At 74.9% G+C, this 20,332-nt stretch carries 19 protein-coding genes and 1 pseudogene; 13 read left to right on the top strand and 7 right to left on the bottom strand.

Going from position 1 to position 20,332, the window contains the following annotated elements:
• Positions 1-72 precede the first annotated feature (72 nt).
• Positions 73-555, bottom strand: a complete 483-nt coding sequence (locus AUV08_RS08220) for a pyridoxamine 5'-phosphate oxidase family protein (protein ID WP_044659290.1) — start codon at positions 553-555, stop codon at positions 73-75.
• Positions 556-651: 96 nt separating this feature from the next.
• Positions 652-1,104 (bottom strand): type II 3-dehydroquinate dehydratase, encoded by a 453-nt coding sequence (gene aroQ / locus AUV08_RS08215; protein WP_044659289.1) that lies wholly within the window; start codon positions 1,102-1,104, stop codon positions 652-654.
• Between the two features lie 212 nt (positions 1,105-1,316).
• On the opposite strand from aroQ, the gene trxA reads away from it, so the two are divergent.
• Positions 1,317-1,757: a thioredoxin gene (gene trxA, locus AUV08_RS08210; RefSeq protein ID WP_051995255.1), complete on the top strand. Its 441-nt coding sequence runs from the start codon at positions 1,317-1,319 to the stop codon at positions 1,755-1,757.
• 30 nt (positions 1,758-1,787) lie between these two features.
• Here trxA and idi read toward each other — a convergent pair whose 3' ends face one another.
• Entirely contained in the window at positions 1,788-2,417 is a 630-nt protein-coding gene (idi, locus tag AUV08_RS08205; protein ID WP_020626536.1) for an isopentenyl-diphosphate Delta-isomerase, read from the bottom strand.
• Positions 2,418-2,563: 146 nt separating this feature from the next.
• On the opposite strand from idi, the gene AUV08_RS08200 reads away from it, so the two are divergent.
• The 9 genes from AUV08_RS08200 to crtX all read left to right on the top strand — a co-directional run bounded on the left by AUV08_RS08200 (position 2,564) and on the right by crtX (position 9,876).
• Entirely contained in the window at positions 2,564-3,112 is a 549-nt protein-coding gene (locus AUV08_RS08200; protein WP_020626537.1) for a hypothetical protein, read from the top strand.
• Between the two features lie 161 nt (positions 3,113-3,273).
• Positions 3,274-4,350: a polyprenyl synthetase family protein gene (locus tag AUV08_RS08195; RefSeq protein ID WP_010079993.1), complete on the top strand. Its 1,077-nt coding sequence runs from the start codon at positions 3,274-3,276 to the stop codon at positions 4,348-4,350.
• 1 nt (position 4,351) lies between these two features.
• The gene (locus AUV08_RS08190) at positions 4,352-5,248 is read left to right on the top strand and encodes a squalene/phytoene synthase family protein (protein ID WP_061866788.1); all 897 of its coding nucleotides are present in this window, start codon (positions 4,352-4,354) and stop codon (positions 5,246-5,248) included.
• Positions 5,245-6,945, top strand: a complete 1,701-nt coding sequence (gene crtI / locus AUV08_RS08185; RefSeq protein WP_061866789.1) for a phytoene desaturase family protein — start codon at positions 5,245-5,247, stop codon at positions 6,943-6,945. The genes AUV08_RS08190 and crtI overlap by 4 nt, the downstream gene beginning before the upstream one ends.
• A complete protein-coding gene (locus AUV08_RS08180) occupies positions 6,942-7,826 on the top strand; it encodes a prenyltransferase (protein WP_060775176.1) in 885 nt (294 codons plus the stop codon). Before crtI ends, AUV08_RS08180 begins: the two co-directional genes overlap by 4 nt.
• Positions 7,796-8,185: a C50 carotenoid gamma-cyclase subunit alpha CrtYg gene (gene crtYg, locus AUV08_RS08175; protein WP_036314902.1), complete on the top strand. Its 390-nt coding sequence runs from the start codon at positions 7,796-7,798 to the stop codon at positions 8,183-8,185. The genes AUV08_RS08180 and crtYg overlap by 31 nt, the downstream gene beginning before the upstream one ends.
• Positions 8,182-8,535: a C50 carotenoid gamma-cyclase subunit beta CrtYh gene (gene crtYh, locus AUV08_RS08170; protein ID WP_010079998.1), complete on the top strand. Its 354-nt coding sequence runs from the start codon at positions 8,182-8,184 to the stop codon at positions 8,533-8,535. The genes crtYg and crtYh overlap by 4 nt, the downstream gene beginning before the upstream one ends.
• Before the next feature lies 1 nt (position 8,536).
• Positions 8,537-9,088 carry a hypothetical protein gene (locus AUV08_RS08165; RefSeq protein ID WP_197459295.1) on the top strand — a complete coding sequence of 184 codons (552 nt, stop codon included), beginning with the start codon at positions 8,537-8,539 and terminating at the stop codon, positions 9,086-9,088.
• Positions 9,085-9,876: a C50 carotenoid glucosyltransferase CrtX gene (gene crtX / locus AUV08_RS08160; RefSeq protein WP_061866791.1), complete on the top strand. Its 792-nt coding sequence runs from the start codon at positions 9,085-9,087 to the stop codon at positions 9,874-9,876. The genes AUV08_RS08165 and crtX overlap by 4 nt, the downstream gene beginning before the upstream one ends.
• On the opposite strand, the gene AUV08_RS08155 is transcribed toward crtX, so the two are convergent.
• Positions 9,861-11,546: an SDR family oxidoreductase gene (locus tag AUV08_RS08155; protein WP_061866792.1), complete on the bottom strand. Its 1,686-nt coding sequence runs from the start codon at positions 11,544-11,546 to the stop codon at positions 9,861-9,863. The two genes, crtX and AUV08_RS08155, sit on opposite strands and share 16 nt — an antisense overlap.
• Positions 11,547-11,680: 134 nt before the next feature.
• On the opposite strand from AUV08_RS08155, the gene AUV08_RS08150 reads away from it, so the two are divergent.
• The gene (locus AUV08_RS08150; RefSeq protein WP_061873181.1) at positions 11,681-15,112 is read left to right on the top strand and encodes an SNF2-related protein; all 3,432 of its coding nucleotides are present in this window, start codon (positions 11,681-11,683) and stop codon (positions 15,110-15,112) included.
• Positions 15,113-15,268: 156 nt separating this feature from the next.
• Complete coding sequence (locus AUV08_RS08145; RefSeq protein ID WP_061866794.1) at positions 15,269-16,537, top strand: aminotransferase class I/II-fold pyridoxal phosphate-dependent enzyme; 1,269 nt, start codon at positions 15,269-15,271, stop codon at positions 16,535-16,537.
• Between the two features lie 33 nt (positions 16,538-16,570).
• Here the strand turns inward: AUV08_RS08145 and AUV08_RS11810 are convergent.
• A pseudogene (locus tag AUV08_RS11810) lies at positions 16,571-16,774 on the bottom strand (acyl-CoA dehydrogenase); the annotation flags it as partial.
• A gap of 134 nt (positions 16,775-16,908) precedes the next feature.
• On the opposite strand from AUV08_RS11810, the gene AUV08_RS08140 reads away from it, so the two are divergent.
• Positions 16,909-18,390 (top strand): hypothetical protein, encoded by a 1,482-nt coding sequence (locus AUV08_RS08140; protein ID WP_061866795.1) that lies wholly within the window; start codon positions 16,909-16,911, stop codon positions 18,388-18,390.
• Positions 18,391-18,628: 238 nt separating this feature from the next.
• Here AUV08_RS08140 and AUV08_RS08135 read toward each other — a convergent pair whose 3' ends face one another.
• Positions 18,629-19,075 carry a hypothetical protein gene (locus AUV08_RS08135; protein ID WP_049145741.1) on the bottom strand — a complete coding sequence of 149 codons (447 nt, stop codon included), beginning with the start codon at positions 19,073-19,075 and terminating at the stop codon, positions 18,629-18,631.
• A gap of 508 nt (positions 19,076-19,583) precedes the next feature.
• Positions 19,584-20,255, bottom strand: a complete 672-nt coding sequence (locus AUV08_RS08125) for an SGNH/GDSL hydrolase family protein (protein ID WP_010080009.1) — start codon at positions 20,253-20,255, stop codon at positions 19,584-19,586.
• Positions 20,256-20,332: the final 77 nt, after the last annotated feature.

Raw genomic sequence — 20,332 nt, 5'->3', positions numbered from 1 at the left:
GCCGAGGCCCCGCGCGCGGCGCCCACCGGCCCGTCCTCGGGCAAGCCGCGGGGCCGGCGTCGGGGAGCGCCGTCAGAAGCGGACGGTCTCGCTGTCGCCCGGCTCGGCGGTCCCGCCGGTGACCTTGGCCTTGACCAGCTCGACGGCGGTGGCCACCGCGCCCGGGGACTCCCAGAACTGGGCGGTCTGCACGTCCACGCGCACGAGCACGATCTGCGGATCCTCGGGGCTCGAGCCCTCACCGAAGAAGGCCTCGGTGGCCGGGTTCCAGAACTCCTTCTTGCGCGCGTCGTCGCGGACGAGCTGACCGTGGCCCGCGAGGGAGGCCCAGAAGTCCTTGTCCTGCACGGCGACGTTGACCGGGCGCTGCGGAGCGTCCGCGGCGACGTCGGAGGTGGCGCGCGTGAGGAACCAGAGCGTGCCGCCGTCCTCGGCCTGTTGCAGGCCCATCGGGCGGGTGACGAGCGTGCCGTCCCGCTCAGCGGTGGTCAGCATGCAGACGTTCACCTTCGCGAGCTTCTCGAGCAGACGGGCGCGGGGATCCTGGGTGCCCATGGCGTGACTCCTTCGTCGTCGGGTGCCGGCGCCCTGATGTGGCCACCGGCTCGTACCACCGACCCTAGGCACGGCCAGGCGGGCCCTGACCAGCGCTCAGCGGCGCACAGCCGCGGCGAGCCAGTCGACGGCGAGGGCGTAGCCCTGGACGCCCGCCCCGGCGATCACGACGTCGGCGACGGCGGAGACGTGCGAGTGGTGCCGGAACGCCTCGCGCCGGTGGACGTTGGAGATGTGCACCTCGGCGATCGGCCGGTCGACGGCGGCGAGGGCGTCCCGGATGGCGATGGAGGTGTGCGAGTACGCGGCGGGGTTGATGAGGACGCCAGCGTGGGAGGTGCGGGCCTCCTGGATCCAGTCGATGAGCTCGCCCTCGTGGTTGGACTGTCGGAAGTCCACGGTCAGCCCGTGCTCGGCCGCGCGGGCCTCGGTGAGCGCACGGACGTCGTCGAGGGTGGCCGTGCCGTAGACCTCGGGCTCGCGGGTGCCGAGCAGGTTCAGGTTGGGGCCGTTGAGCACGAGCAGGGGCAGGGCGGTAGTGGCGGTCATGCGGTCAGTCTAGGAAGCGACGACGACGGCTCCCGTCTCGGCCACGACAGTGCGTGGAAGGCGCCCGTTTCCCGAACGAAAGTGCCGGGACACGCCGCCGTTTCCCGAACGAAAGCGGGGTGGGGCGGAATAGGTGCGGCGGGGTGTCCGTTGTAGTCGGCAGGACGATCGCCGGCGTGAGCGCGTCGGCCCCGCTGACGAAAGGACCCACCGTGGCCACCAAGGACCTGACCCTGGAGGAGTTCGGCTCCACCGTCGCCGAGAACGACACCGTGCTCGTGGACTTCTGGGCCGGCTGGTGCGGCCCGTGCCGCCAGTTCGCCCCCGTGTTCGAGGCCGCCTCGGAGAAGCACGACGACGTCGTGTTCGCCAAGGTCGACACGGAGGACCAGCAGCAGCTGGCGGCGATGGCCGGCATCACCTCCATCCCCACGCTCATGGCCTTCCGCGGCGGCGTGCTCGTGTTCTCCCAGGCCGGCGCCCTGCCGGGCACCGCGCTCGAGCAGCTGCTCGACCAGGTCAAGGGCCTCGACATCGCAGAGGTCCGCCGCCTGGCCGAGGAGCAGCAGGGCCAGCAGGGCGACGCCGAGCCGGGGCAGGACGAGGCCGTGCAGTCCACCGCCGCCCACCTCGACGACGTCAACGGCCGCTGACGGCCCGCGCGGCGTCGCCGCGCCGGCCGCTCACCGCGGGTCGAACGCCCCCTGCTGCCACTGCTCCACGAGCCACGGGCTGAACGCCCGGGGGACGGCGGCCAGGGCGGCGGCCAGATCGGCCGGCTCCACCCAGCACCACTCCGCGACCTCGTCCCGCTCCGGGGCGGGGTCGCCGTGCATCCGGGCCCGGAACACCGGGCAGATCTCGTGCTCCTCCATGCCGGAGGCGTCCGCGGCCCGGTAGCGGAAGTCGGGGAGCACCTCGACGACGTCGGACACCTCCACGCCCAGCTCCTGCGGGGCGCGGCGCAGCACGGCCTCCGCGGGGGACTCGCCGGGGCCGGGGTGCCCGCAGAACCCGTTGGTCCACACCCCGGGGAACGCCGCCTTGCCCAGCGCCCGGCGGGTGAGCAGGAACCGGTCGGCCTCGTCGTACACGTGACAGGAGAAGGCCAGGTGCAGGGGCGTGCCGCCGTCCTCGGTGCGGCGGTGGACCGTGGCCTTGGCCTCCGTGCCCACGGCCTCGCCCGCCGGGGACAGCAGGACCACGCGCTCGACGTCGTCGGGGCCTGCGACCGGGACGTCCGAGGCCGCCATCCACGGTCGGGCGACGGGGGAGGGGTGGTCGTGCGGGGAGGGCGTGGCCGGGGTCTGCATGCCTCTCAGTGTGGCAGGCGAGCCGGGCCGCCCATCAGATGTGGGCCATGTCACCCCGGCCCGATCCTGATGGCCGGGCGTGGCTAGAGTGCTGAGGTCGGCGCCACACCCCGGCGCGTCCCACGTCACTCGAGGAGAGCACCCCCATGGCCTTCGCCGCCCTGTCCCGTTCCGCCCGTCTTGCCGGCCTGTCCGCTGCCGCGCTGCTGGCCCTCACCGCGTGCGGCGGTCAGGACTCGTCCGACGCCGACGCGTCCGCCTCGACGACGGCGCCCGCCTCCGCGTCCGCGCAGGGTGCGGAGTCGTCGTCCGCCTCGGCGTCGTCGCTGTCCGCGGCCCCGGCCGACTACGAGGCCGGCACGTGCTTCACCGCCCCGCTCGGCGCCCGTGACCTGTCCTCCTTCGAGACCACCGACTGCGAGGGCGCCCACACCGCGGAGTACCTGTGGGCCGTGCCGGCCGTGGCCGAGGGCGAGGAGGCCGACCCGGCCGCCGCCCAGACCTGCACCGCCCAGGCCCAGCGCCTGAGCGAGGAGAAGGAGGACCAGCTGAACGGGGCCGTCCTGACCTCCTCCGAGCTGGGCAACTACGGCACCGACGAGAAGCACTGCGTCGTGTACGGGGTCTCCGGTGAGTGGGAGGGTCAGATCGTGGACCCGGAGATCACCCTGGAGACGGCGTCCGCCGACGCCTGATCCCGACGGCGGCCCCGTGCGTCGTGAGATCGCGCCGCCCGGGACCGCCGCGCATGGACGCGGGACCGGCGAGGCCCGTAGTGTCTTCTGCGTCCAGAAGTTAGACGGTCGAACAGATGCGGCGGTCGGTGCCGCGTCGTGTCCGCCACCGAGGAGGCGCCATGGGTGAAGCGAGGACGGGCGGCGAGGCCGCGCTCTCCGGGGTGACCGCCGAGCTGGACGCCGCGCTCCGACATGCCGCGGCCCAGGCACCCGGATCCGCCGCCTTCGCCGAGCTGCTCGACTCGCTCCACGTCCATGTGGGCGCCGGCAAGCTCATCCGCCCCCGTCTCGTCGAGCTCGGCTGGCGCCTGGCGACCGCCGACCCGGTCCCTCCGTCCGGCCGCGCTGCCGTCGACCGACTCGGGGCCGCCTTCGAACTGCTGCACACCGCGCTGCTCGTCCACGACGACGTCATCGATCGGGACGTGCTGCGGCGCGGCCAGCCCGCCGTGCACGCCTCCGCCCGGCACCGCCTCGAGGCCCGCGGGGTGCCCGCCGCGGACGCCGCCCACGCCGGGGTCGCCGTCGCCCTCATCGCGGGGGACGTCCTGCTCACCCAGGCGTTCCGGCTCGCCGCCACCTGTGCCGCCGACACCGCCCGGGCCGCCGAGGCCGCCGCCGTCGTCTTCGACGCCGCCGCCGTGACTGCGGCCGGCGAGCTCGAGGACGTGCTCCTGGGGCTGTCCCGCCACACCGGTGAGGAGCCCGATCCCGACCGCATCCTCGCCATGCAACGGCTCAAGACGGCGCACTACACGGTCGGCGCGCCCCTGCGCGCCGGCGCCCTCCTGGCCGGGGCGGATCCCGACCTCGCCCGGGCGATGGGCGAGGCCGGCGCCGACCTCGGCGCCGCCTACCAGGTGATCGACGACGTCCTCGGCGTGTTCGGCGATCCCGGGGAGACCGGCAAGTCCGCCGACGGCGACCTGCGCGAGGGCAAGGCCACCGTGCTCACCGCCCACGGCCGCCGCATCCCCGCCGTCCGCGCCCTGCTCGACGCGGGCCCGGCCACCCCCGCGGACATCGAGGCCGCCCGCCGCGCCCTCGAGGCGGCCGGTGCCCGGGAGCACGCCCTCGACGTCGCCGCCGAGCTCACCGTCCGCGCCCGCGAGCGCATCGCGGCCCTGCCCCTGGACGAGACGGTCCGGGCGGAGTTCGCCGACGCCTGCCACGCCGTGCTGACCCGGAGGTCCTGAGATGGCCGCGCCCACCCCGAGCCCTGCCGCGCTGTACACGCGGACGGCCCACACCGCAGCGGCCCAGGTGATCCGCCGCTACTCCACGTCCTTCTCCTGGGCCTGCCGCACCCTGCCCCGGCAGGCACGCCAGGACGTGGCCACGATCTACGCCATGGTCCGCGTCGCCGACGAGGTGGTCGACGGCGTCGCGGTGGCCGCCGGGCTCGACGAGGCCGGGGTCCGCGCCGCCCTGGACGACTACGAGCGGGCGTGTGAGGCCGCGATGGCGTCGGGCTTCGCCACCGACCCGGTCCTGCACGCCTTCGCCGACGTGGCCCGTCGCCACGGCATCACCCCGGAGCTGACCCGTCCCTTCTTCGCCTCCATGCGCGCGGACCTGGGGATCCGCGAGCACGGCGCCGAGTCCCTGGACGCCTACATCCACGGCTCGGCCGAGGTGGTGGGGCTGATGTGCCTGCAGGTCTTCCTCTCCCTCCCCGGCACGCGGGCCCGGACCCCGGGCCAGCGGCAGGAGCTGCGCGCGCAGGCCTCCCGGCTGGGGGCGGCGTTCCAGAAGGTCAACTTCCTCAGGGACCTGGCCGCGGACCACCACGAGCTGGGCCGCACCTACCTGCCCGGTGCCGCACCGGGCGTGCTCACCGAGGCCCGCAAGGCCGAGCTCGTGGCCGAGGTCCGCGCCGACCTCGACGCCGCCCTGCCCGGCATCCGTGCCCTGGACCCCGGGGCCGGGCGCGCCGTGGCCCTGGCGCACGGACTGTTCGCGGCCCTGGTGGACCGGATCGAGGCGACCCCGGCGGCCGAGCTGGCCCACCGCCGTGTCCGGGTGCCGGACCATCAGAAGGCCCGGATCGCCGCCCGCGTCCTGGCACGGGGCCGCCGGGGAGGCCGCCGATGAGCGCCCGGGACACCGCTCTCGGCCCGCGCACCGTGGTGGTGGGCGGCGGTTTCGCCGGACTGGCCACGGCGGGCCTGTTGGCCCGCGACGGGCACCGGGTGACGCTGCTGGAGCGCGGCGCCGTCCTGGGCGGCCGTGCCGGACGCTGGTCTGAGGCGGGGTTCACCTTCGACACCGGGCCCTCCTGGTACCTGATGCCCGAGGTGATCGACCGCTGGTTCCGCCTCATGGGGACCTCCGCCGCCGAACGGCTGGACCTGCGCCGTCTGGACCCCGGCTACCGGGTGTACTTCGAGGGGCACCTCCACGAGCCCCCCGTGGACGTGCGCACCGGCCACGCGGAGACGCTGTTCGAGTCCCTCGAGCCCGGCGCCGGGCGCCGGCTGCGGGCCTACCTCGACTCCGCGTCCCGGATCTACGGGCTCGCCAAGGAGCACTTCCTCTACACGGACTTCCGCCGGCCGGCCGCCCTGGCCCACCCGGACGTCCTGCGCGCCCTGCCGGCCCTCGGGCCCCAGCTGCTGGGGGGCCTGCGCTCCCACGTGGCGGCCCGCTTCCAGGATCCCCGGCTGCGCCAGATCCTGGGCTACCCGGCGGTCTTCCTCGGCACGTCCCCCGACCGTGCCCCCGCCATGTACCACCTGATGTCCCATCTGGACCTCGCCGACGGCGTGCAGTACCCCCTCGGCGGGTTCGCGGCCCTCGTGGACGCCATGGCGGAGGTCGTGCGTGAGGCCGGTGTGGAGATCCGCACCGGGGTCGAGGCGACCGCCGTGGAGGTCGTGGACCGTCCCGCCCCCGCCGGCCGCCTCGGACGCCTGGCCGCCCGCCTGCCCAGGCCGGGAGCAGCCCGCGGGGACGAGGGCCGACGTCGCCGCCCGGGCCAGGTGACCGGCGTCGCCTGGCGGTCCGACGACGGCGCCGCGGGACGCCTCGACGCCGATGTGGTGGTGGCCGCCGCGGACCTGCACCACGTGCAGACCCGTCTGCTGCCTCCCGGCCGGCGCGTCGCGGAGTCCACGTGGGACCGGCGCGACCCCGGTCCCTCCGGCGTGCTCGTGTGCGTGGGGGTGCGCGGATCCCTGCCCCAGCTGGCCCACCACACCCTGCTGTTCACGGCGGACTGGGAGGACAACTTCGGGCGCATCGAGCGGGGGGAGGACCTCGCCGCGGACACGTCGATCTACGTCTCGCGCACCTCCGCCACGGACCCGGGCGTGGCCCCGGAGGGCGACGAGAACCTCTTCATCCTCGTCCCGGCCCCCGCCGAGCCGGGGTGGGGGCGCGGCGGCATCCGGGTCCGTGACGGCCAGAGCTGGCGGGTGGACCGCGCCGGGGACGCCCAGGTGGAGGCCGTGGCGGACCGGGCCCTCGATCAGCTGGCCCGCTGGGCCGGGATCCCCGACCTGGCCGAGCGCATCGTGGTGCGGCGCACCTACGGGCCCGGTGACTTCGCCGCGGACGTGCACGCCTGGCGGGGTTCGCTGCTGGGCCCCGGGCACACGCTGGCGCAGTCGGCCATGTTCCGCCCCTCGGTGCGGGACGCGGACGTGGCCGGCCTGATGTACGCGGGCTCCTCGGTGCGCCCGGGAATCGGGGTGCCCATGTGCCTGATCTCCGCCGAAGTGGTCCGGGACGAACTGCGCCACGACGCGCGCAGGGCCCGGCCCGCGGGCCCCGGGGGGAGCGGCACATGATCCGCACCCTCTTCTGGGCGTCCCGGCCGGTCAGCTGGGTGAACACGGCCTACCCGTTCGCCGCCGCCGCGATCCTGACCGGGGGGCTGCCCGCGTGGCTGGTGGTCCTGGGCGTCGTGTTCTTCCTGGTGCCCTACAACCTGGCCATGTACGGCATCAATGACGTGTTCGACTTCGCCTCGGACCTGCGCAACCCCCGCAAGGGGGGTGTGGAGGGCTCCGTGCTGGGCGACCCCGCGGTGCGCCGCCGGGTGCTGGCGTGGTCGGTGCTGCTGCCCGTGCCGTTCGTGGCCGTGCTCGCGGGCTGGTCCGCCGTGCGGGGCGAGTGGGCCGCCGTGCTGGTGCTGGCGGTGAGCCTGTTCGCGGTGGTGGCGTACTCCTGGGCGGGGCTGCGGTTCAAGGAGCGGCCCTTCCTGGACGCCGCGACCTCCGCCACCCACTTCGTCTCCCCCGCGGTCTACGGCCTCGTGCTGGCCGGGGCGACCCCCACGCCCGCCCTGGCGGCGCTGCTGGGGGCCTTCTTCCTGTGGGGCATGGCCTCGCAGATGTTCGGGGCGGTGCAGGACGTGGTGCCGGACCGGGAGGGGGGCCTGGCCTCGGTGGCCACCGTGCTGGGCGCTCGGCGCACCGTCCTGCTCGCCGCCGGCCTGTACGCGGCGGCGGGCCTGCTGCTGCTGGCCACCGACCCGCCGGGCCCGCTCGCGGCGCTGCTGGCCGTGCCCTACGTGGTGAACACCCTGCGCTTCCGCCGCATCACGGACGCCACCTCGGGCGCGGCCCACCGCGGCTGGCAGCTGTTCCTTCCGCTGAACTACGTGACCGGCTTCCTCGTGACCCTGCTGCTGATCGGGTGGGCGCTGACCCGGGGGGCGGCGGCATGATCTACCTGCTGGCCCTGCTGGGTGTCATCGGCTGCATGCTGCTGGTGGACCGGCGCTTCGAGCTGTTCCTGTGGCATCGCCCGCTCCCGGCGCTGCTGGTGCTGGCCGCCGGGGTGGCCTACTTCTTCGCCTGGGACCTGTGGGGGATCGCCGAAGGCGTGTTCCTGCACCGGCAGTCGCCCTACATGACCGGGGTGATGCTCGCCCCCCAGCTGCCCCTGGAGGAGGGGTTCTTCCTGCTCTTCCTCAGCCAGATCACGATGGTGCTGTTCACCGGGGCGCTGCGCCTGCTGCGCGGCCGGCGAGGTGACGCCCGTGCCGCGACGCCGGCCGATCCGACCGACGGGGGCAGCCGGTGACCTTCCTCGACCTCGTCCTCGTCTTCGTGGGCTTCGCCCTGGCCGTGCTCGTGGGCGCCGCCCTCGTCGGCCGCGTGCGGGGCGAGCACCTGCGGGCCGTGGCGGCCACCCTGGTGGCCCTGTGGGCCCTCACGGCGGTCTTCGACAACGTGATGATCGCCGCGGGGCTCTTCGACTACGGCCATGAGCTGCTGGTGGGTGCCTACGTGGGCCAGGCGCCCGTGGAGGACTTCGCCTACCCGCTCGGCTCCGCCCTGCTGCTGCCGGCGCTCTGGCTGCTGCTGACGAGCCGTCGTGCCGATCGGCGCGGCCGTCGGCCGGGACGCCGCCCCCACCCGGACGATCGCTGACATGCTGCCGTTGATCCCCGCAGACCTGCTGCGCGCGCTCGGCCTGATCCTCGTCCCGGTCGCGGCTGTGCACGCCGGATGGCCGTCCGCGGCGGCGATGCTGCTCGTGTTCGGCTCCCAGTGGCTCACCCGCTGGCTCGCCCCGGGCGGCGCCCTGGACTGGGCCGCGCAGGCGGTCCTGCTGCTGGCCGGGTGGCTGAGCGTCATCGGCCTCTACCCGCGGGTGCCGTGGCTGGACCTGCTCGTGCACGCCGCCGCCTCCGCCGTGGTCGCCTGTCTGACGGCACTGGTGGTGGGGGCGTGGCTCCGGCGTCGGGGGACCGAGGCCGGGCAGGCCGTGGCGCTGCTCGGCCCGGGCCTGGCCGGGCTGGGGATCGCGGCCGCCGCCGTGGCCCTGGGCGTGGTGTGGGAGCTGGCCGAATGGTGGGGGCACACGGCGGTGACCCCCGAGATCGGTGTGGGCTACACGGACACCATCGGCGACCTCGCCGCCGACCTCGTCGGCGCCGGGGTCGGCGCCGCCCTCGCCGTGCGCCGGGAGCGCACCCGGTGACCCCGGCCCGCCCCACGGTCTCCGTGGTCGTCCCGGTGCTCGATGACGCCGAGCACCTGCGCGTGTGCCTCGCCCTGCTGGCCGCCCAGAGCCGGCCGGCGCTGGAGGTGGTGGTGGTGGACAACGGCTGCGTGGACGACTCGGCGATGCTCGCCCGCGCCGCCGGCGCGCGGGTGGTGCACGAGCCGCGCCGCGGGGTCCCGGCCGCGGCGGCCGCCGGCCTGGACGCCGCGGTCGGGGAGCTGCTGGTGCGCTGCGACGCCGACACGCGGATGCCCGCGGACTGGCTCGAACGGATCGTGGCCCGGTTCGACGCCGACCCCGGGCTCGACGCCCTCACCGGGCCGGGGACCTTCCACGACCAGCCCGGCCTCCGGGGACAGGTGCGGGCGGCGCTCTACACCGGCGCGTACCGCTGGGGGGCGGGCGCCGCGGTGGCGGCCACCCCCGTCTGGGGCTCCAACTGCGCCCTGCGCGCCGAGGCGTGGCAGGCTGTGCGGACCCGCGTCCACCGCGAGCGCGGGGACGTGCACGATGACCTGGACCTGTCCTTCCAGCTGGCCCTGGCCGGCCGCCGGATCCGGTTCGATCCGGACCTGCGGGTGGAGGTCGCCGGGCGCATCTTCCACTCCCTGCGCCAGCGGGTGCGGCAGGGCCGGATGGCCGTCACCACCCTGCAGGTCAACTGGGCTCGGCTGTCCCCCGGGCGGCGGTGGCTGCGCCGGGCGGCCCGGGCACGCCCCCGGCCCCGCTGGGGGCGTGGCCCCGACGGTCAGTCCCGCGACTGAGCACCGCCGGCGCCGCGGGCTCGCCTGTCCAACGGGTTGCGACGCAGGGGCAGCCGGTCCACCAGCGGCCGCAGCAGGCCGCGGGTGCGGGGACGCTCGCCGCCGTCGTGCCGGCGCTGGGCCTCGGCCAGGATGTTCGCGGCCATCTCCGGGAACACCACGGCGTGGAAGGGCAGGATGGCGGTCCAGTAGGCGCGTCCGAGCAGGCCGTCCGGCATGAAGACCGCCCGCTGGCGGTAGACGGAGCCTCCGCCCTCCCGCGGCTCGGTGCTCAGCTGCAGCCAGGCCCGCCCGCCGGCCTTCATCTCCGCCCGCAGGGTCAGCCGCCGCCCCGGCTCCACGTCCTCCACCCGCCACCAGTCCACGGCGTCGCCGCGTCGCAGGTGGTCCGGGTCCCGCCGGCCGCGGGTCAGGCCGGGCCCGCCGGCCAACTTGTCCATCAGCCCGCGGATCTTCCACAGCAGCGGGGTGGAATACCAACCGTTGGCGCCGCCCACCGACTCGATCACCGGCCACACCTCCTGCGCGGGCAGGTCGGACTCGCGCTCGCGCTCGTCCGTGTAGACCGTGGTGCCGGCCCACTCGGGATCCGAGGGCAGGGGGGCGGCCGGGTCCGCGGAGCTCTGGAGGTCCGCGTCGAAGGTGACGTCCAGGGGACCCTCCTTCTCCCGCTTCAGCGCCAGCCGCACGGCGTCCATGTAGGAGGTCAGCCCGCCCGGCGGGTCCGGGATGAGGTCGCGGACCGAGCGGTCCTCCACGACCGCCTCCTCGGCGAGGGATGCGGCCAGGGGCAGGGCCACCGCGACCGGGATGGGGGTCACCATGCCGATCCAGAAGCCCGCCAGGGTCTTCAAGGGCAACGGGGTGGGGATCACGATGCGTCGGGACAGGCCGGCGGCCTTGGCGTAGTCCACCAGCACGCTCGCGAACGACTGGGGGTGTCCGTTGCCGATCTGGGCCCTCAGCTGCACGGGCTCCGGGAGGGCGCAGGCCTGCAGGAGGTAGTACAGGACGTCGCGGATGGCCAGCGGCTCCACCCGGTTCCTCAGCCAGGACGGGCCGGGCATCACGGGCAGCCGCTCGGCGAGATGGCGGATCATCTCGAACGAGGTGGAGCCCGAGCCGATGATCACCCCGGCCTCGAACGTCAGCGCCGGGGTCGCCGCCCGCTCGAGACGCTCGGCCACGAGGGCGCGGGAGCGCATGTGGTCGGACAGCTCCGCGACGGGGACCGTGTCCGGGTGCAGGCCGGAGAGATAGACGAGCTGGGCCACGCCGGCCGTGTCCGCGGCGGTGCCCACGATGTCCGCGATCCGCTGCTCCTGGGCCACGAAGTCGCCGCCCCCGCCCATGGAGTGCACGAGGTAGAGCACGGTGTGCACGTCCTGCATGGCGGCTTCGACGAGGTCCGCCTCGGTGAGGTCGAGCTCCACCGCCTCGATGCTGTCCGACCACGGTCGGTCCGCGAGGACGGAGGGGTTCCGGGCGCCGGCCCGGACGTCGAAGCCGGCGGCGAGCAGCTCGGGGATGAGGCGCCCGCCCACGTAACCGGTGGCACCGGTGACGAGGACGCGACGGCCCCGGCCGTCCGGCAGGGACAGGCCGAGGGGGGAGGTGTGGGACGCCGGCGTGGCACCGGCGGGGACGGGGGAGGGCTGTGTGGACGCCATGGGCGCACTCTAGGGTCCGGGGCGGGTCGGGCTGAAGGTCTCAGGTGTGCGGACCCGGGGCCCGTGAGTGGGCACGCCGCCGGACCTGCGTCGGTCGGAGCGGGCCCGGCACGGTCCGTGAAAGACTGCTCGCTATGGCCACTGCAGATTCCGGAGACGTCCTGCCGCACCTGCGCACCGAGGCCATCCGCGCCGTCGTCGGGCCCACCAGTGCGGACCGCGGCTTCGCCGTGGCCGCGTCGGGCGCCGTGGGGCGCCTGCGCTACGACGCCGCCACCGGCCGCCTGAGCGCCTCCGTCCAGGGCACCGCGCCCAGCCCCTACCGGGTGCAGGTGCAGCTGCAGGAGGCCTATGACGACGCCGCCGAGGACGGTGCCGGCGCCCTCATGGAGCCGGTGGGCGGGCGCTGCACGTGCCCGGTCGGGACGGACTGCAAGCACGTGGCCGCCGCGCTCTACCAGGTGGTCCGCCTCGACGCCGACCAGGCCCTCGACGACGCCCGCCGCAAGCTCGCCGAGATGGTCACCACGGCGGACGCGCTGCCCGCGCCCGCCGGACGGGGCCACGACGACGGCGGCCCGGCCGGCCTCGACGCCCCGGCCGCGGACGGGGCGGCGCCCCCACCCGCTGCCGGCCTGGACTGGCGACGGGTCATGGAGCCGCTGGCCGGGCTCGACGGTCCGCACCGGCTGGGCACGCCGCCCGCGCTGGCGATCGGCGTGGAGCTCGTGGCCGAGTCCTCCCGCAACGCGTTCCAGCAGTGGGGTCCGGCGACGGCCGGGGAGGAGCAGGTGCGCGAGGGCCGTCCGCTGTACGTGACCGTGCGCCCGCTCAAGCGCGGGGCCAAGGGGACGTGGATCAAGGGCGGGCTGACGTGGAAGGCGTTCCAGTTCCCGCGCGCCGAGTTCGCCCCCGCCCAGGAGCGGGCGATGCGCCTGATCTGGCGTCAGGTCCAGGCCGAGGACTCGTACCCGGGCGACGCCTGGTTCGGTCTGCACGTCTTCGACTCCCCGCGGATCTGGCAGCTGCTCGCGGAGGCCCGCGAGGTCGGGGTGGAGCTCGTGCCGCTGGGGTTGCTGACGGACGTGGTGCTGGAGGCGCCCGCCGCCGTCGGGCTGGACGTCACCCGCGCCCCCGACGGCGGCCTGGACGTGGCCCCGGCCCTGGACCCGGCCCCGCCCGGCCCCGGGCTGAGCGGTGTGCACGCCGTGGGCGGCATCGGCTTCTACCGCGTGGAGCTCACGGACGAGGAGGCCGTGCTCCACCTGATCCCCGCCGCACGCCCCGTCCCCGAGGCCGTGCAGCAGCTCGTGCTCGCCGGCGGGCCCGTGCGGGTGCCCGCCGCGGACCGCGAGGAGTTCCTCGGCCGGATCTACCCGCGGCTGCGTGGCGCCCTGCCCGTGGCCAGCGGCGACGCCTCCGTGGAGCTGCCCGAGTTCGAGCCGCCCGTGCTGCGGCTGCGCGCCGACTTCCGGCCCGACCACGAGCTCGTGCGGCGCTGGTCCTGGCTCTACTTCGACCCGCCTCGCGAGCTCGGCCTCGACGCCGGCGGCGACCCCCTGCGGGACACCCGGCACGAGGACGCGGTGCTGCGCGCCGTGGCCGAGCTCTGGCCGCGCGCCGGCCGCGCCGAGGAGCAGGTCCTCGAGGGCGTGGGCGCCGCCCGGTTCTCCGAACAGGTGCTGCCGCTGCTGCAGCGCGCCGACCACGTGCGCGTGGACGTCACCGGCGACCGCCCCGACTACCGCGAGCTGAAGGCCGCCCCGCGCATCGAGGTCGGCACGAAGGCCACGCAGAACGACTGGTTCGACCTGGGCGTGCAGGTCTCCGTGGACGGGCACGTGCTGCCGTTCGTGGAGCTGTTCACCGCGCTCGTGCAGGGCAGGACCACGCTGATCCTCTCGGACGGCTCCTACCTGGGCCTCGACCACCCCGCCTTCGACCGGCTGCGCGCCCTGCTCTCCGAGGCCGCCACCCTGCAGGAGTGGACCCCGGAGCACACCCCCGTCTCACGGCACCAGGTCGGCTTCTGGGAGGACCTCAAGGAGCTCGCGGACGAGGTGGACGAGGACCCGGAGTGGACCGCCGCCGTCGGGCGTCTGGCCGCCGTCGAGCGCCTCCCCGAGGCCCCGCGCCCCGCCGGCCTGAAGGCCGACCTGCGCCCCTACCAGGAGGAGGGCCTGCGCTGGCTCGCGTTCCTGTGGGAGCAGGACCTCGGCGGGATCCTGGCCGACGACATGGGCCTGGGCAAGACCGTCCAGACCCTCGCGCTCTTCGCCCACGCACGCCAGGCCCGGCCCGAGCGGCCGCCGTTCCTCGTGGTCGCGCCGAGCTCCGTGGTGTCCGTGTGGGCGGCCGAGGCCGAGAAGTTCACCCCGGACCTCGACGTGCGCGTCCTGGACACCACCACCCGCAAGCGCGGCACCGCCGTGGCGGACGAGGTGGCGGGGGCGGACGTGGTGGTCACCAGCTACACGCTCCTGAGGATCGACGCCGGCCAGTACGGCGGACTCGACTGGGGCGGGGTGGTCTTCGACGAGGCACAGTTCCTGAAGAACCGCGCCGCGAAGGTGCACACGGTGGCCCGCGACCTGCGCGCCCCCTTCCGGCTGGCCATCACCGGCACGCCGATGGAGAACTCCCTCAGCGACCTGTGGGCGCTGCTGGGCGTCGTCGTGCCGGGCCTGTTCCCGAGCCACCGCCGGTTCCGCGAGACCTACGTGACCCCCATCGAGACCGGGGGGGACCCCGAGCGGATGGCGGCCCTGCGCCGCCGCGTGCGCCCGTTCATGCTGCGCCGCTCCAAGGAGCTCGTGGCGAAGGACCTGCCGTCCAAGCAGGAGCAGATCCTCCAGGTGGAGCTCGAGCCGGCCCACCGCAAGCTCTACGACCGCGTGCTCCAGCGCGAGCGCCGCAAGGTGTTGGGCCTGCTCGGGGACATGGACGGCAACCGGTTCACCATCTTCACGTCGCTCACGCTGCTGCGGATGCTCGCGCTGGCGCCGCAGATCGTCGACGACCAGTACGCCTCCGTGCCCAGCTCGAAGCTCGAGCGGTTCCTCGACGACCTCACCGAGGTGATCGGCGAGGGGCACCGCGTGATCGTGTTCAGCCAGTTCACGAGCTTCCTGCGGGTGATCGCCGAGGAGCTGGACCACCTGGAGATCGAGCACGCGTACCTCGACGGCTCCACGCGCGGGCGCGCCGACGTGATCCGCGGCTTCCGCGAGGGCGAGGCGCCGGTGTTCCTGATCTCCCTGAAGGCGGGCGGCTTCGGCCTGACCCTGACCGAGGCGGACTACGTGTTCCTCATGGATCCGTGGTGGAACCCCGCTGCGGAGGCGCAGGCCGTGGACCGGGCGCACCGGATCGGGCAGGAGCGGACCGTGATGGTCTACCGGCTCGTGTCCGAGGGGACGATCGAGGAGAAGGTGCTCGAGCTGCAGCGGCGCAAGGCCGAGCTGTTCGGCGCGCTCATGGACGAGTCCGACGACTCCGGAGCCGGCGCCTTCACCGACTCCCTCACCGCCGAGGACATCCGGGAGATGCTCGGCGCCGAGGAGTGAGGGCCGCGCGAGGCGGGCCGGACGTTTTCGTTCACGAAACGGCGGCGTGTCGCGACGTTTTCGTTCGGGAAACGGCGGCCCGCCCGCCCGTTTCGTCAACGAAAGTCGTCCCCGGGGCGCCGTTTCCCGAACGAAAGCGGGGGGTAGCCTCGGGCCATGCGTCGCCCGTCCCGTTCCAGCACCGCCGACCCCGCCAGCACCGCCGCCCCTGCCCCCACCGGAACCCCCGCCTTCGCGCCGTCCGCCCGGTCGCAGGTGCCGCCGTTCACGGTGATGAGCATCCTCGGCCGGGTCGCCGAGCTGCGCGCCGCCGGCCACGACGTCGTCAGCCTGTGCGCGGGGGAGCCGGGCGGGGGCGCCCCTCCCGCCGTCGACGCCGCGGCCGCCGCCGTCCACGCCTCCGGCCGTGCCCTCACCTACACCCCGGCGCTGGGCCTGCCGGAGCTGCGGGCCGCCGTCGCCGGCCACTACCGCCGCTGGTACGGGCTCGACGTCCGCCCCGAGCAGGTCGCGATCACCACGGGCTCCTCGGGGGCGTTCATGCTCGCCTTCCTCGCGGCGTTCTCCCCGGGGGACCGCGTGCTCCTGCCGCGCCCCGGCTATCCGGCGTACCGCAACATCCTCGCGGCGCTCGGGGTGGAGGTGGCGGACGTGGACGTCGACGCCGGCACCCGCTACCAGCCCACGGTCGCCCACCTGGAGGCGGCGCTCGCGGAGGGCCCGGTCGCGGGGCTCGTGCTCGCCTCCCCGGCCAATCCCACGGGCACGATGGTCAGCGCCGACGAGCTCGCCGAGCTCGCCCGCTGGTGCGAGGAACACGGTGTGCGGCTCGTCTCGGACGAGATCTACCACGGCATCGTGCACACGGACGGGCAGGGGCCCGGCGCCTGCGCATGGCGCACCTCCCGCACCGCGCTCGTGGTCAGCTCGTTCTCCAAGTACTGGGGCATGCCCGGCTGGCGGCTGGGCTGGATGCTCATGCCGGACGACCTCGCCGCCGCGGTCGACGGCCTCGCCGGCTCGGTCGCCCTCTGCCCGCCCGCTGCCGCCCAGGAGGCGGCCGTCCACGCGTTCAGCGAGGAGTCCTACGCGTTCTGTGCCGAGCAGGCCGGCGGCTTCACGGCGACGCGCGGCGTCGTGCTGGCCACCCTGCCCCGGCTCGGCTGGGCCGACGCCGCCCCCGCCGACGGCGCCTTCTACCTCTGGGCCCGTCTCGCCCCGGGCATGCTGGCGGAGTTCGGCAGCGCCGTCGGCTACTGCGCCGCCCTGCTGGAGGAGGCCGGCGTCGCGCTGACCCCCGGCGACGACTTCGACGCCGTCCACGGGCCCGAGTCCGTCCGCCTCTCCTTCGCCGCTGGCCCGGACGCCGTCCACGAGGCGCTCGAGCGGATCGCCGCCTGGCATGCGGCGCGCGGCCTGGCCTGAGGGGCTCCGCCGCGCGCCACACCGCCCGACGCCTCAGCCGCCCAGCCGGTAGTGGCGCTCGAGCGGCGTGCCGTTGACGGCCCGGTCGCCGAGCAGTCGGGCGCGGTAGATCAGCGGGTTGTGGCTGGCGAGCACCCGCGCATTGCGCCCATGCCGGCCCAGCCCGCGCGTGCGCAGCGTCGCGGAGGCTCCGCCCACCTCGAACAGCCGGGTCGCCGCGTCGAGGGCGTCACGTGCCGGTTCCCGCGACGGGGGCGCGCCGTCGGCGCCGCCGGGATGACGGGGCGGGGTCCACCGCCATATTGCGAACCATCCGCAACAGTCTTTATTGTGAATCAGTCGCATCTTCTCGCCCTCGTGAAAGGCTCCCCGTGTCCCACTCCGCCCCGCAGCGCCGTTCCGCGCGCACCGCCGCCCTCTCCGCCACCCTCGCCGCCGCGGCCATCGCCCTCACGGCGTGCGGCGCAGACGCCGCCCCGTCCGGCCCGACGTCGGCATCCGCCTCCGCCTCGGGCGGCTCCGAGTCACCGGCGGGTGAGGCGACGGCGGCCTCCTCCGTCTCCGAGGAGGACCGCGTCGACCCGACCCAGACCACCGAGGTCTCCGCGGTGACGCTGCGCATCCTGCTCTCGCACGAGGACGGGCTCACGCTGCTCGACGCCGAGTCCGGTGAGGTGGTGAAGGAGCAGGACATCACGGGCTTCACGCGGCTGAGCAACGCCGGCAACGGCAAGGACGTCCTGGTGACCACCGGGAAGGGCTGGGAGGTGTTCTCCACCGGCATCCAGGCCAAGGCCCACGGCGATCACTTCCACAACTACGAGTCCGCGCTCGGCATGACCGGCGTAACGTTCCCGGGTGAGCATCCCGGCCACGTCGTCACCCACAACGGCAAGACCACCCTCTTCGCGGACGGCACGGGCGCGATCCGCACCTTCGACTCGACCCACCTGGACAAGGCGACCCCGGACCTCATGCCCGTCATGACGGAGGCCGAGACCGAGGACCCGCACCACGGCGTGGCGCTCGAGCTCTCCGACGGCGCCCTCTTCACCACGCAGGGCACCGAGGACTCCCGGGACACGCTCCAGGTGATCGACCCGAAGACCGGCGAGGTCACGGCCGAGACCGACGACTGCCCCGGCAGCCACGGCGAGGCCGCGGCCCAGCCGACGGAGGCGGGCGACGTCGTCGTGATGGGCTGCGAGAACGGGCCCGTCGTGTACCGGGACGGCGAGTTCCACAAGGTGGACGTCGAGACCGAGTACCAGCGATCCGGGAACCTGTTCGGGCTGCATGACTCGCCCATCGTCCTGGGTGATCACAAGGTCGAGGAGGAGCCGACGGAGGCCGTCGAGCGGCCCACGGAGATCGCCCTCATCGACACCCGCACCGATGAGCTCACCACCGTGGACCTCGGCTCGTCCTACTGGTTCCGCTCGCTCGGCCGCGCCGAGGACGGCTCCGCGGTCGTGCTGACCTACGACGGCGAGGCCAACGTGATCGACGAGGAGACCGGTGAGGTCACCGCCGAGTACCCGGTGATCGAGCCGTGGAAGGAGAAGGACGAGTGGCAGGAGCCCGGCCCGATCCTGAAGGTGGCCGGGAACACCGCCTACGTCACCGACGCGGAGGCCCAGAAGCTCGTGGCCGTCGACCTGGAGACCGGTGAGACCGTCCTGGAGAAGGACCTGGAGTTCGCCCCGGTCGAGATGGCCGTGGTCACCGGCCAGCCGGAGTCCGTGAAGCCCGAGGAGGGCGCGCACGGTGACGAGGACCACGACGACGACGGCCACGAGGGCCACGACCACGGCGCCGAGCCCTCGGAGGGCCACGAGGGGCACGACCATTGATCGTGTGACGAGACTCCGGCCGGGCGCCCTTCGTGGGGAGGGGTGCCCGGTCGGCGGCCGGGGGCGTCGTGGGGACGCTGACGGCCAGGGCCGGCACCTGCCGCCGGCCCGTGGATGGAGGAGGGCGGGGTCGCGTCGTGGGGACGCGGCCCCGCCCGCCTGTCCGCAGGCCCCGCTCCGGGAGGGCCTGCCGGATCCAGGAGGGCCTGCCGGAGAGGATGCCCCGGGGATGGTGGGGTCAGTCGGCCACCGGATCGTGGTCCGTGATCACGCTCAGGCGGTACCGGGTGCCCTCGGGGACCTCGGCGCTCACCACCAGGTCCTCCGCGTCCGACTCCGGCACCATGACGACGTATCCGCCGCAGCGGTCCGACCACCCCAGGGGTTGGTAGGCGGCGAAGCCGTCCGCCCCGAGGATGCCCACCGAGGACGGGCCGGCGTCCGGGTCGTCGCACAGCAGCATCAGGCGCAGGGTGCCCTCGGGGCGTTCGCCGCCCATCGCCGCGCCCCCCTCCCCGGGGGTCTGGAGGCCCTGCAGCTCGGAGGCGATCACGTTGACGTCCGTCGTGGGCGTGCCGGGCAGCTCGACGCCCTCCAGGGCCCGGGCCAGGGGGTCCTCCGTCGGACTGCCCGCCCGGTGCGTGACGGCGGCCTCCGGGAGGGCGGCGAGGAAGCCCTCGCTCAACGGCAGAGCCCCGTTCCTGGCGGGATCGGCGCCCTCGGGCACGAACCCGGCACCGGCGGTGGAGCCGCCGCCCGAACCCTGCGTGGCGCTCCCGGAGGCCGGCGCCGGAGTGCTCGGCGCCGTGGTGCCGGAGGCTGGCCCGCCCGCGGACGGCGTGGTGGTCTCGGACGTGCTCGACGGGGACGGCGTCGTGTCGGAGGACGCCGCAGGGGAGGGTGTGGTGCCGGACGCCGTCGCTGGGCCCCCGCCGCCGGAGCAGCCGGCGAGCGTGAGGGCCAGGGTCAGGGCCGCCGTCGTGGCCGGGAGGGCATGGCGGGCGGAGCGGAGGGAAGGGGGTGAGGGGGTCAAGGCGGACCTCCGTCGGTCGGGGGAGCCCGTGCTCCCGGACGCCGGCCCGACCGGTCGTCGTGCAGTGCGTGAGGGGAGACTAGGCATCGCATGGGTCCCCGTCTAGCCCCCGGTGTGAGGGACGCCGGATGTGCGCTTCGCGCGCGGCGGGGAGGAGTCCTCAGGCGGCCGGTGCCTGACCCCGCACCTGCCGCAGCACCTCGGGGGCGACCGCCGCGGCCCAGTCCTCGTAGCCGGCGCCGTTGGGGTGGAACAGGTCCCGGGCCAGGCGGCTGACCTGGTGCCTCAGATTCCGCCGCCACGTGGCCGCGTGCACGTCCGCCACGCCGAGGCCGTGCCGGGCGGCCACCCGCCGCACCACCGTGTTCGCCCGGCGCACGCGAGCCTCGAACGGCGGGATGCGGAACGTCGGGACCAGGCCCAGCGTGGCGCCGGCGGGCAGGGCGCGGGCGATCGCCTCGAGGGGCTCCTCGAAGGCGGCCTCGCGGAACCGCCAAGCCCAGGTGACGTCGTTGCCGCCGACGACGCACGTCACCGCGTCCACCCCGCTCGCCGGCATGAGGGGCAGCTGGTCGGCGAGCACGTCCTTCGCCATGGCCCCGCTGACGGCGAGGTTCACCACCCGCACGGGCCGGCCGGTCTCGGCGGCCACCCGCTCGGCCACCTGGGCCACGTACGTGCGCTCCACGCTCTCGGCCCCGATCCCGACGGCGGCCGAGTCGCCCAGCACCACCCACGTGAGCGCGTCGGGGTCCGCGCGGGCGGCGAGGGCGTGCCAGTGGGCGCGGTAGTCGGCGTCGTGCTGGGCCTGCCAGCCGGAGGGGGAGGGCATGCGCGCCAGGCTACCGGCGCCCTGACGTGCGGATACGCGGGAGGGCATCGACTCGGGCCACCTCATGGGCCAGGATT

The organism is Micrococcus sp. CH7 (genome assembly GCF_001595485.1).
GTDB lineage: Bacteria > Actinomycetota > Actinomycetes > Actinomycetales > Micrococcaceae > Micrococcus > Micrococcus luteus.
The sequence above is the reverse complement of the archived record's forward strand: the minus strand, read 5'-3'. Positions and strand labels throughout refer to the sequence as shown.